This is a genomic window from Sphingomonas sp. NFX23 (genome assembly GCF_049887795.1).
In the GTDB taxonomy this organism is placed as follows: domain Bacteria; phylum Pseudomonadota; class Alphaproteobacteria; order Sphingomonadales; family Sphingomonadaceae; genus Sphingomonas.
Genome location: NZ_JAGEKH010000005.1, coordinates 124,452 through 136,629, shown reverse-complemented (window position 1 = coordinate 136,629; position 12,178 = coordinate 124,452). Strand labels below are relative to the sequence as shown.

Here is a 12,178-nt window from a genome sequence, read left to right as displayed (position 1 = left end):
AGAGGGCCATGACCAAACATCGATTGCTTGTGATGCTGGCGTCCGTGTCCATGATTGGTGGGTGCGTGATTAAGCCCCAAGGGCTCGCCTCCTGCGGCTTTGTTCGGCGCGACCTTGCTGTCATCGACCCGCAGGCTTCATCGGCTACCGCGCCGTATGGGGGCCGCAAGGCGTCAAGGCAAAGCCTGGCGGGCGACATGCTCGCTGCGCTGGACGCCCATGCTGGCGGGATTGGTGCGGGCGAACGCAATGCGATGCTCTTCCTTTCAGGCGGGAGTCTCAACGGCGCCTACGGTGCGGGATTCCTCGATCAATGGCGGCTCGAGCGCGGACGTCTCCCGGAGTTTGCCGTCGTGACCGGGATAAGCACCGGCGCGATCCTCGCGACGTTTGCATTCACTGGCGAAACCGCGGCGATGGTTGACGGATACACCATCGCATCAGAGCGCGAGCTACTCAATCCGTACGTCAAGTCAGGTGCGATCGGCGCGGGCGCGGCGGTCACTCTTTTGCGCAAGGGAGCTCTGGCAGACCTTAATCCTCTGCGCGGAAGGTTGGCGACGGCCCTTACTGATCGGGTGCTGACTACCGTCAAGGATGGAGGTAAGTCCGGGCGCAAGCTCTTCGTAGGTGCGGTCGACGTCGGTAGCGGAGAAGCGGTTGCCTTCGACCTGACCGACATGGCTGCCCGCTGGTTTGCAGCTCCGCCCGGCGAGCGCGACAAGCTAAAGATCTGTTATGTCGAAGCAGTCGTCGCGTCGTCTTCCGCGCCGATCGCGGCACCGCCTGTTTTTATCGATGAGCGGATGTACATCGACGGCGGTGCACGCTTCGGGGTATTTTCGGACGAGATCGGTCGTGTTCTCGAAGAACGGGTGGCAGCGGCCGGGTTGGCCGAGGCGCCTCCTCGCACTTACGTGATCATCAATGGCGACCAGCGCATATCTGACGAGACGCCGCCGCCTGGGCCACATCCGAAATACACCTTCCTTGACCTTGCTTTTCGGTCAGAGCAAATCCTCGCGAATCAGGTATACCGGTTTTCCGCGGATCGCATTGCCGCTCGCGCACGGTTGGAGCGCCGCGATTTTTTCTTCACAAAAATAGATGAAAGCGCTGGCGCGCACACAACGGACCTTGACGGACCAGGGGGCGAGCCAGCTCAGCGTTGTTCTGCGTGGAAGGAGGCGGACCGACGCGCCGATCGGCCGTTGCAGTTCTATCCGCGCTACATGCGCTGCCTGATTAGCTACGGTCGCAGTCGGGCAACGGAAGCACTTCCGTCATGGGATGCGCGCCCGAACTAGGCCACGTGGACAAAGATTGAAGTGCGTCTGATCGGTTGATTCAAGGCTGTCTTTTGGAGGCTGCGTTGGTCGAGCGGATCGGGGTTTCGGATGATGAGTGGGCTCTGATCGGGCCCCTGCTGCCGTCGGAGCGAGGACGTGGCTGTTGACCCGCGGGAGACAACCGGCCCTATTTCGAAAGCATGGTGTGGATGGCGCGGACAGGCGCGCAATGGCGGCATTTGCCGGATGAATACGGCGAGTGGAACAGTGTGTTCCGGCGGTATCGTCGCTGGGTCGTGACGGGCGTGTTCGAAGCCATGCTGGAGGCCCTAGCCGCTGTCGTCGAGCGGGATGTCAGCGCCAACATCATCGACAGCACCGTAGTCCGGGCACATCGCTGCGCCGTCGGGCTAAAAAAAGGGACCAGGAATTCGAGGGGCTCGGCCGTTCGCGAGGCGGCTTCACAACCAAGCTGCCCGCCCGATGTGATGGTCAGGGCCGGCCACTATGTTTTGTCCTGACACGGGGCCAAGCCCACGACGTGAAGGGCTTCGCGCCCTTGTTCGGGATGCTGGCTGACCGGATCCAGGCGCTGCATGCCGATAAGGGCTATGATGCCGATGCCATCCGACAGGAACTCGCCAAGGCGGATGTTGAGGCGGTCATTCCAACCAAGAGCAACCGCCGCATACCGATCCCGCATGATCGCGAAAAATACCGTTGGCGCAATCTCGTCGAGCGCTTGTTCAGCAAGCTCAAGAACTGGCGCCGTGTCGCAACGCGTTATGACAAGACCGCAGAGTTATATCTCGGCTTCGTCGCACTCGCATCAGTTACGCTGTGGCTGCCCTTTGTCCACGTGGCCTAATTACTTGTCGTTGCCGTCATACAAAGTCCAGGGACGCCGGTTCGGATTTCTGCAGCAATCCTGAGCGCAGCATCGGCAGCTTTTCGCGCGGAGGAAAGCTCGCACTCCCAAGCGATAATGACTTTCCAGCCTTGAGCCTCGAGCAGGCCAATGGACCGAGTATCGCGGGCGATATTTCGATCGAACTTCTCGACCCAGAATTCCGTATTGCTTTTCAGCGTGGTGGCAACCTTGCAGCCCGCATGACGATGCCAGAAGCACTCGTGGACGAACACAACCGTCTTGTATTGCGGGAGCACAATATCCGGCTTTCCAGGAAGGTCCTTGCCATGGAGCCGGAACCTAAACCCAAGAGCATGCAGAGCCCAGCGCAGGGCAAGTTCAGGCGACGTGTGAAGAGCGGATCCGCGACATCCGCTCGGACCGCTTCAGGACTCAGGAAATCGACCAATGGGCCTTCCTATTTCGCGCCGCGTGACCGCATAAGTTCATAGAATGGGTATCCCGGATAAACTCGCCCGGGCTGTCGAAGGTCTTGTAGAGGCACTGATGGTTGCCAAGCGCTTTTACACGTTCTGCCATCTCCGCCGCGCTTGCCGACAAGCCAAGAGCCGACAGTTCGGTCGTGGTTACGTTCTGCACTTTGTGAACGAACTAAGTGAGGAGGGGCTCGCGGTAGTCCGTGCCGCCTGCCTTGAAGTGGCGAAGGTACTGGGATGCGAGGATGACGCCGGTGCCGAACTCGCGGCGCTGCAGCAGGAGCTTGCGCAGGACGTCGAACTCATACCGCATAATGTTGTCGGCCTCGTCTACCAGCAGGTAGGAATCGATCGCTCGCAGCTGTGGGTCCTCACCAAGGAAAGGAAGCTTGGTCGTCCGGAGCATGTTTTCGGAGAACATGTTCAGCATGACTGCGACGAGCATGTTCTTGCTGTGGTCGTCCTGTCCCAGAGCGTCCAGTGCGATGACCACGACGCCATCGAGGAAGCTATCGAACGGCATTGTCTTGGACTGGTCTTTCGCGAATATCTCCATGTCCAGCATGTCTCTAATGATGGACATTGGGGAGTTGGGCTTCCCGTCGACGATGTCGTGGTAGGCAGTGTGAACCTCGCGCAAAGTCGGCGGAATGCCGGGCGCGGCGGAATCATAAGCCTCCTTTACGGCGCGCTTCAACTTGTCACGCTGGACCGTGCCAATCCCAGAGTAGATCTTGCCAAGAACGTCGGCGGAGAACCTGAACCGATCGAATTACGGCGCCGCCACGTCGCCGCTCGTGCGCGTATCAAACAGGTTGAGCGGAATGCGATGTGGACGAACAACACGCGCGCCGGTCGCCGCCACATCAGACAGGCAAGGAAGGGCAGGAGCCTACGTATCGCCGACCGAATAGCAGATGCCTGCGCCGCTGTAACCGGCACTGTGGCGAGGTGGCGTTGGAGCAGGCGTGACGCTTGGGCACCAGATGCGTCGCATGGCTGCCGTAGAAGCCTAAATCCGGCTCATCTGGTGCGGTAATGGGTATCGAGGGGACGCATTTTGCTGAATTCCGATCGAACCATCGACACTGGCCGCGTGCATTGGCGGCGTACGCCGAATTTCCCGTGAACGAGCCCCGGCGATGCGGTAGCGCGGCTGGGCAGCTCTATCGGGATACCGCGCCATGATCATCTCCAGCGACGAATTCGTCGACCTGCCCTCGGCCGATGGCGGCGTGATGCGGGTTCATGTGTTTCGCCCGGCGATCGAGGGGCGGTTTCCCGGGGTTTTGCTGTTCTCGGAAATCTATCAGGTGACCGCGCCGATCCGGCGACTGGCGGCGTATATCGCGGGGCACGGCTACTGTGTCGCGGTCCCCGAGGTGTATCACGAGTATGAAGCGCCCGGGACCGTGCTGGCGTACGATACCGCCGGTACGGATCGCGGCAACGCGTTGAAGATCGCCAAGCCGGTTGCGGCGTTCGATGCCGATGCGACCGCCGGGCTGGATTTTCTGGCCGGGCACGCGGCCTGTACGGGGCGGCTCGCGACGGTGGGCGTGTGCCTGGGCGGGCATCTGGCGTACCGTGCCGCGCTGGATCCGCGCGTGCTGGCGGCGGCGTGCTTTTATCCGACCGATATCCATGTGGGATCGCTCGGGCTCGGCAAGGATGACGATAGCCTCGCGCGGATGGCGGACCTGAAGGCGGAGACGCTGTTCGTCTTCGGTCGCGCCGATCCGCATGTGCCGTTTGCCGGCCGGGCACTCATCCGCGCGCGCCTGGAAGAGGTCGGTGCGCGCTATGAATGGCATGAGGTCAACGCCGCGCACGCGTTCCTGCGCGACGAGGGGCCACGGTACGACGCGGCACTATTCGCGCAGGCGACCGGGTGGATGTTCGCGCTGTTCCAGCGGGTTCTGTCTGCCTCCGACTGAGGGTCTAACGCGGTGTCGACCGGTGACGCTCGCGTCATCGGGGCGCCGGATTTGCGGATCTCGCGAAAGGCGCAGCGGTTAGCGCGGACTTTGCCCGGCAAGAACGAATAAGCCGATGATCCCGCTATCGAACGGCAGCTATCTGACGGGTGTGCCCTGATTGGACTGAGCCGATCTCTACGCCCCTTCGTCCGCAGACCGTCGATGGAAGCGGTTTATGAATTTCCTACAGGATGACGATGCGCGTTCGGCGGTCCTGCCACGACTTAACCCGCTGAAAAGCCGATGAGACCATCCTAGATCCCGAACCGGTAGAGCCGACAAGGTCATATTGGCCTAACCGAACCATCTTGACTCGTCGACCAATAGCGGTGAGATAGCGCTATCAACGGACCCGCATAGACGGGCGTGACGAGGAATGGGGATGGCTTTTAACGCTATTGATGTCGCATGCCCGTCGGCCAGTTGGTCGAGCCGGTGGAGTACGTCGCGCAGTAGCTAGCGCCCGGCACCTGACTTTCTTCAAGCATTCATAACAACGAGACGCTTCCTGCCGCCAGTCGGACAGCGAGGTTCCAAGAGGATCCTGAACATGACGCCTTTCAAAATGGCCCCTCGTCTTACGCGCGCTGCGCTCCTGTGCGCGACGACGATGGTAGCGCTGTCGGCCACCGTTGCAGCGGCGCAAACCATTCCGCCAACGCAGGACCCTGCACCCGCCGCGTCGCAAGGTGCCGCGCCCGCCACCGCCGGGCCGACCGCGCCTGCCGCGTCGCCAGCAGCGGCCTTGCCGGACTCCGACCAGACCCCCGGCACGATCGATGCGGCCGATAGCGGCGACATCGTTGTTACCGGCTATCGTTCGAGCCTGGCTAAGTCGACGAACGCGAAGCGCGCAGCGACCGGCTTCACGGATTCGATCTTCGCCGAAGACATCGGTAAGTTCCCCGACACCAACATCGCCGAATCCTTCAACCGCATCCCGGGCATCACCATAACGCGCGACGTGACCGGCGAAGGCACGAACGTCGCGATCCGCGGCCTCGGATCGAACTTCACGAACGTCACGCTCAACGGCGCGACGATCGCGGTGGCGTCGTCCGGCGCGACCGATGCGCAGGGCACCGATCGCTCGGTCGATCTTAGCTTCTTCCCGACCGACCTGTTCACCAAGCTGACGGTCAACAAGAGCTATACCGCGGACCTGCTCGAAGGTGGTGCGGCGGGTAACATCGACCTCCGTTCGGCGCGGCCGTTCGATCGCGCGACCTCGTTCCTGGCGTATAACGTGCAGGGTACGAAGCAGTCGCCCGAGGACCGGATCGGTGCTCGCGGCTCGCTGATCGGCAGCTGGCGCGGTGACAAGGTCGGTATCCTCGCAGGCGTGTCCGCCCAGCGCCTGTTCACCGACACGCGCGGGTTCGAGACGATTGGCTATACCAATCCGGCGCTGACGGCGGCGCAGTGCGGTGCTGCTTCGGGCTGCAACACGACGGGTGGCGGCAACTGGACGATTCCAGCCGTGGTGCCTGTCGGCGCTGGGGCGGGGCTGGTAGCTGGTACGCCGATCACTAGCGCGTTCCTGCTCGCGAACAACCCAGGTGCGACGATCCAGCAGATCGACAACGCGTTGCTGCCGCGGCTCGGGCGTTCGACCAGCATTCGCGGTCCGCGTGACCGTATCAATGCGATCGTCAGCGCCGAATGGCAGCCGTCCGATACGCTGCACTTCTACGTTGATGGTCTGTACGGCTACAAGAAGAACGACCTGACGCGCGAGAACATGGCGTGGATCGTCCGCAACGGCGCGATCATCCCGACCAACCTGACGTTCGACAAGGCCGACTGCACGATCGGCTGCGTCGTCACCGGCGGGACATTCGCCAACGCGCAGTTCTTCAATGAATTCCGCCCGTACACCGAGACGACGAAGCTCTTCAGCATCAACCCCGGCGGCGAGTGGGAAATCTCCGACACGCTCAAGCTGAACCTGCAGGGCAATTACGCGCGCTCGACCTTCCACCGCGAGAACCCGTCGGTCGGCCTGACGACCCCGCTGGGTGTCGGCAACACCGTGACCTATTCCAACGACGGCAGCGGCATCCCGACGATCCAGAGCGCGCTGGACCTGAACGATCCGGCGAATTTCGGCTGGAATCCCGGTAGCCGCGTCAACATCTCCGACGAACGCCGGCTCAACAAGAGCAAGGGCGCGCGCGGCGACCTGACCTGGGGCAAGCCGGCCCTCAACCTGAAGGTCGGCGGCGCGTTCGACGACGTGTCGCGCCGGATCAGCAGCAACGACAACAGCCAGGCGTACCAGAACGCGGTTTGCGGCAATAATCCCAGCGTGTTCGTTGCCTCGCCGAATTCGCAGCCGCCCTGCGAAGGCCTGAATGCGCCGGGCGTGATCCCAGCCGGCTACCCGACCTATCCGGGCTTCGGCACCGGATCGACCGCGGGCATGACCGGCCCGGTGACCTATGGTGGCTCGCTCGTTCCCAACTCGGCGGCCCCAAGCTACTTGACGCCAGGGCCGGCCGGTTTCGTGACGGTCGACTGGCCGAAGTTTGCAGCCGCAACCAACTATGACTTCTATCACGACAATTCGCCGGAAAGCGGCGCGTCCACCACGGGCGCTAGCGGCGGCGGCATTCGCGAAGTGGTGAAGTCCGCGTTCGCCACGGTGAACGGCGAGCAGGACCTTGGCGGCAACATGCTGCGGTTCAACGTCGGCGTGCGCTACGTCAACACAATCCAGACGATCACGGGTCGCGTGTCGTTGCCCGATCCCCGCAATACGACCGCGACCGGCGTCGCGTTGCCGGACGGTAGCCGCTATCCGAACCTCGTCAGCATCGTGTCGACGCGCAACGTTTATTCGAAGTGGCTGCCGGCCGCGACCTTCGCCTACGACGTCAGCGAGCACGCGGTGGTGCGCGTCGCCGGATCGCGTACCATGACGCGTCCCGATCCGTCGGCGCAGTTGCCGGGCGTGAACTTCGGCGCGCCATCGGCGGATCAGGCGTCGATCGGCAACCCGGCGCTCGAGCCGTACATGTCGACGAACATCGATCTGGGCTTCGAATATTATACCGGCCGCGAAGGCGTGGTCAGCTTCAATGCGTTCCGCAAGTCGATCAAGGGCTTCACGAACACCGCGATCAGCACGGTTCCGTTCTCGAACCTGTCGCAATACGGGATCACCTACGACACACTGAACCCGACGCAGCAGATCGCGATCAACTCGCGTGGTGGCCCCGGCACCGCGCAGGTCCAGGTCACGTCGCAGGTCAACGTGGCGGACAAGCTGACCATCAACGGGCTCGAATTCCAGTGGGTCCAGCCACTCGACTTCCTGACCAAGACTATCGGCATCACCGGGTTCGGCTTCAACGCCAATGCGACGGTCGTCGATCAGACCAGCAAGGGTGCGGCAACCGCGTTCGGCGTGGCGCCGTTTACTTACAACATCACGGGCTATTACGAAAAGCACGGCGTGATGCTGCGCGTGTCGACCACCTCGCGCGAGGGCTCGCAGAACAGCGGCGCGGCGCAGAACGGCATTCCGGCAGCGGCATTGTTCGGTACGGACTATACGACCTACGACTTCTCGTCGTCGTTCGACCTGGACAAGATCTTCGGTCTTGCCGGGGCGCCGCAGTTGACGGTCAACGTCGCGAACTTCACGAATGCGACGTTGCGGTCGTACTTCCAGTTCGAGAATGCGACCTTCACGCAGTACAAGCCGGGCCGGCAGTTCCTGGTCGGCCTGCGCGGCACCTTCTAGTAGACCGGACGGTGCGGTCGTGATGCGACCGCACCGTCGGTATTTACCTCAAGACGTGGTCGCGACCGGGTCTACGATCGCACAAGCCGATCGACGATCGGTAAGGTCGGTTCAACGATAATGGCGCAGGTCGGCGAAGTTTCGCGCGAAGACCCGACGGGCGCGCGGTTGCGCTACGGATAGCCGATGCGAGGTCCGCCAAGCGAAGCCAGCGGGTTTCACATGAGGCTGTCCGCCTGCTCACGACAGGAGAGACGACGATGTCACAGGCCGTATCACGCCGTACGCTGATGGGTGGTGCCGCCTGCGGCGCTGCGCTCGCGACGCTGCCCTTGTTCGGTGCCAAGGCGCATGGGGCGCCCGATCCGCGGACCGCGTTTGCCTTGATCGAAAAGGGCATTCCAGCAGCGGTCCTGGTCGACGCCGACGCCGACAGCGCGGTTCGGCATGTCGCCACCAATTTCGCCGCCGATTTGGAGAGGGTCAGCGGCACCGCTGCGCGACTGACCGATGGCGCGAGCGGCGTTGCGCAGGGGCCGGTGGTTATCATTGGCGTGCTCGGCCACAGCGCTTTAATCGATCGTCTCGTGGCGGCCGGCAAGATCGCCGCCGCCGACCTGCACGGCGAATGGGAAGCGTTTCGGCAGATCGTCGTCGACGATCCGATGCCGGGCGTGTCGCGTGCGCTGGTGATCGTCGGGTCGGACCGGCGGGGCGCGGTGTTCGGCACCTACGACGTGTCCGAGCGGATCGGCGTCTCGCCGTGGCACTGGTTCGCGGACGTGCCCGTCCGTCGCCAGCGCGACGTGCTGATCCCTGCCGGCTCGAGGCGCGACCAGCCCAAGGTCCGCTATCGCGGGTTCTTCATCAACGACGAGGATCCTTGCCTCAGCGGCTGGGCGAAGAAGGCGTTCGGTGGCGTCAATTCGGCGATGTACGCGCACGTCTTCGAACTGCTGTTGCGGATGAAGGGCAATTATCTGTGGCCCGCCATGTGGGGCAAGGCGTTCGCGGACGACGACCCCGCGAGCATGGTGCTGGCCGACGCGATGGGCGTCGTGATGGGCAATTCGCACCACGAGCCGATGCTGCGCGCGCAGGCCGAATGGCATCGCCACGAGGACAAGGGCGTGACCGGTGGCGCATGGGATTACGACAAGAACGGTGCCAACCTGCGGAAATTCTGGCGCGGCGGGATCGAGCGGATGATGGCGAAGGGCGGCCGCCAGAATTACGACTCCGTCGTGACCGTCGGCATGCGCGGTGATGGCGACGAGGCGATGGCCGAGGGCACCGCGACCGGGCTGCTCGAACGCGTCGTCGCCGACCAGCGTCAGATCATCGCCGACGTGACCGGCAAACCGGCGACCGACACGCCGCAGGTCTGGGCGCTCTACAAGGAAGTACAGGACTATTACGATCACGGCATGAAGGTGCCGGACGACGTCACGTTGCTGTTCTCGGACGATAATTGGGGCCAGATCCGTCGCCTGCCCGATCCCGCCGCACCACCGCGAAAAGGTGGGTACGGCATCTATTATCACTTCGATTACGTCGGCGGTCCGCGCAACTACAAGTGGATCAACACCAACCAGATCGAGAAGACCTGGCAGCAGATGGACCTGGCGTACCGGCGTGGTGCGGCGCAGATCTGGATCGTCAACGTCGGCGATATCAAGCCGATGGAATATCCGCTGGGGTTCTTCCTGGCGCAGGCCTGGAACCCGGATGCGATGACCCCAGCCGCGGTTGCCGACTATCCGCGCGCATGGGCGACGGCGACGTTCGGCCCCGAACAGGCGCGCGCGATCGGCGAGATCGTCACGCAGTACAGCCAGTATGTCGCACGCCGAAAACCGGAGTTGATCGATCAGGACAGCTTCCCGCTAGGCGGAGGCACGCCCGAGGGCCTCGATGGTGGCGAGTTCGGCGCGATGGTTGCGCAGTGGGACGCGCTGGAGGCACGGATGCTTACGGTTCGCGCCACGCTGCGGCCGGATCAGCGTGATGCCTATTACCAGCTGATCGAGTTTCCCGTGGCGGCGGTCGCGAACCTGTACCGGATGTATTACGGCACCGCGTGGAACCGGCTGCTGGCGTCGAAAAACGACGCCCGCGCCAATTATTTTGCCGATCAGGTAGAAACCGCTTTCCGGCGCGACGGCGAACTGACGCAGCGGTATCACGCGATCAACGGCGGCAAGTGGGACGGCATGATGGCGCAGGTCCATATGAGCTATGTCATCTGGAACGATCCCACCAAACAGACCATGCCGAGCATCGTCCGGGTCGGTGCCGATACGCCCGAGGCAAAGCGTCGGCAGCAGCCGGTCTTCGTTCCGACGCCCGCGACGCAGGCCGGTATCGTTGCCCTCGAAGCACCCGCGTTCAGTCGCGCACGCGACGGCAAGGGGCTGCGCTGGACGACGATCCCGCATCTGGGTCGTACGGCAGGTGCGATGATCGCGATGCCGCAAGGTCGACCGGCAACGCTGGCGAGTGACGGCGTCTGTCTGGAATACGACGTCACCGTGGCGAAGGCGGGACCGGCGACCGTGACGCTATACCTCGTGCCGACGCTCGACACGTTCGGTCAGGACGGATCGCGCATCGGCGTGTCGATCGACGGCGGTGCGGTTCAGGTCCTGCGCGCCATGCTCGAACCTACCGGAGGCGATACGGACAATGCCGCCAAGGCGCGTTGGGCGGATGCGGTGCGTGACAATGGCGTACGATTGTCGACAGGCCTTGGTGACGTCGCAAGCGGCCGTCACACGATCAAGATCTGGCGGCTGGACGACAATATGGTGCTCCAGAAGCTGGTACTTGCGACCACCCCGGTACCGATGTCCTATCTAGGTGCGGTTCCCGTCGCCTGACGGAACGCGCCGCGCGCCTATCCCTCAGGGTATTCGACGATGCCAGTTTCCTTGCGAAGGGCGACGTAGTAGCATCAATACGCAGACATTAGATTGGTAAGTCCAGTGGCAAAGCCCGCCCCCCAGAACGCGCTGTTCGCGGTCGGAAAATACGACGCTCCCGCGAACGACCGCTTGTATCAGCGGCTGGCGCGGCGACTGTTCGAGGAACTGGTCGCGGGCACCTATGCGGTAGGTGATCGACTGCCCGCCGAGCGCGAGCTGGCGATCGACTACGGCGCCAGTCGCCCGGCGGTGCGTGAAGCCCTCATCGCGCTGGAAGTGCAGGGATTTATCGAAGTCCGTGTCGGCTCCGGGGCGTATGTCTGCCGGCTGCCGGGGCAGGGCGAAGAGCCGGGTTTCGCCATCACCGCGTTCGAACTGACCGAAGCGCGGATCATGTTCGAGGGTGAGGCGGCAGCGCTGGCGGCGGTGCAGATCACCGATGCCGAGATCGACCTGCTCGACGGCCTGGTCGAGGCGATGACAACCGAGAATTTGCTGACCGAAGTCACCGAGATCGCCGATCGCGATTTCCACATGGCGATCGCCAAGGCGACGCGGAATTCGGGCGTTGTCCGGACGATCGAGGATCTGTGGCATTTGCGCTCGACGTCGCCCGAATGCGCGCTTCTCCATGCCAAGGCGCGCAACGCCAAGGTGCGGCCGGTCGTCGCCGAACATGCTGCAATCGTTGATGCTTTGCGCGCGCGCGATGCGGCGGCAGCGCGGGGCGCGATGCGCGCGCACCTGACGTCGGTGATGGACCACCTCCTGTTCCAGACCGAGGAGATGGCGATGGAACAGGCTCGACTGGCGCTCGCGACGACTCGTCAGCGTTACGGCGGCGCCCCGACGATCTGATCCACCCGGCGACCAGGCGCTTATAGGTTGTCA

Annotated in this window: 8 protein-coding genes and 1 pseudogene; 7 read left to right on the top strand and 2 right to left on the bottom strand. The window is 63.2% G+C overall.

Annotated features, from left to right (window positions below):
- Positions 1 to 8 precede the first annotated feature (8 nt).
- From J4O76_RS14305 to J4O76_RS14295, 3 genes and pseudogenes are all read left to right on the top strand, one after another.
- Complete coding sequence (locus J4O76_RS14305; protein WP_426282530.1) at positions 9 to 1,307, top strand: patatin-like phospholipase family protein; 1,299 nt, start codon at positions 9 to 11, stop codon at positions 1,305 to 1,307.
- Between the two features lie 170 nt (positions 1,308 to 1,477).
- Positions 1,478 to 1,597, top strand: a pseudogene (locus J4O76_RS14300) (transposase); the annotation flags it as partial.
- The gene (locus J4O76_RS14295) at positions 1,549 to 2,157 is read left to right on the top strand and encodes an IS5 family transposase (RefSeq protein WP_426282529.1); all 609 of its coding nucleotides are present in this window, start codon (positions 1,549 to 1,551) and stop codon (positions 2,155 to 2,157) included. The pseudogene J4O76_RS14300 and the gene J4O76_RS14295, both read left to right, overlap by 49 nt.
- On the opposite strand, the gene J4O76_RS14290 is transcribed toward J4O76_RS14295, so the two are convergent.
- Entirely contained in the window at positions 2,154 to 2,519 is a 366-nt protein-coding gene (locus J4O76_RS14290) for a very short patch repair endonuclease (RefSeq protein ID WP_426282908.1), read from the bottom strand. The two genes, J4O76_RS14295 and J4O76_RS14290, sit on opposite strands and share 4 nt — an antisense overlap.
- A 292-nt stretch (positions 2,520 to 2,811) precedes the next feature.
- The gene (locus J4O76_RS14285; protein WP_426282528.1) at positions 2,812 to 3,333 is read right to left on the bottom strand and encodes a hypothetical protein; all 522 of its coding nucleotides are present in this window, start codon (positions 3,331 to 3,333) and stop codon (positions 2,812 to 2,814) included.
- Between the two features lie 487 nt (positions 3,334 to 3,820).
- Here J4O76_RS14285 and J4O76_RS14280 point away from each other — a divergent pair, with 487 nt between their 5' ends.
- The 4 genes from J4O76_RS14280 to J4O76_RS14265 all read left to right on the top strand — a co-directional run bounded on the left by J4O76_RS14280 (position 3,821) and on the right by J4O76_RS14265 (position 12,145).
- Positions 3,821 to 4,573, top strand: a complete 753-nt coding sequence (locus J4O76_RS14280; RefSeq protein ID WP_426282527.1) for a dienelactone hydrolase family protein — start codon at positions 3,821 to 3,823, stop codon at positions 4,571 to 4,573.
- A gap of 592 nt (positions 4,574 to 5,165) precedes the next feature.
- Positions 5,166 to 8,363 carry a TonB-dependent receptor gene (locus J4O76_RS14275; protein WP_426282526.1) on the top strand — a complete coding sequence of 1,066 codons (3,198 nt, stop codon included), beginning with the start codon at positions 5,166 to 5,168 and terminating at the stop codon, positions 8,361 to 8,363.
- A 260-nt stretch (positions 8,364 to 8,623) separates the two neighbouring features.
- Positions 8,624 to 11,242 carry a glycosyl hydrolase 115 family protein gene (locus J4O76_RS14270; RefSeq protein ID WP_426282525.1) on the top strand — a complete coding sequence of 873 codons (2,619 nt, stop codon included), beginning with the start codon at positions 8,624 to 8,626 and terminating at the stop codon, positions 11,240 to 11,242.
- A 105-nt stretch (positions 11,243 to 11,347) separates the two neighbouring features.
- Positions 11,348 to 12,145 carry a FadR/GntR family transcriptional regulator gene (locus J4O76_RS14265; protein ID WP_426282524.1) on the top strand — a complete coding sequence of 266 codons (798 nt, stop codon included), beginning with the start codon at positions 11,348 to 11,350 and terminating at the stop codon, positions 12,143 to 12,145.
- The last annotated feature ends 33 nt before the right edge of the window (positions 12,146 to 12,178 follow it).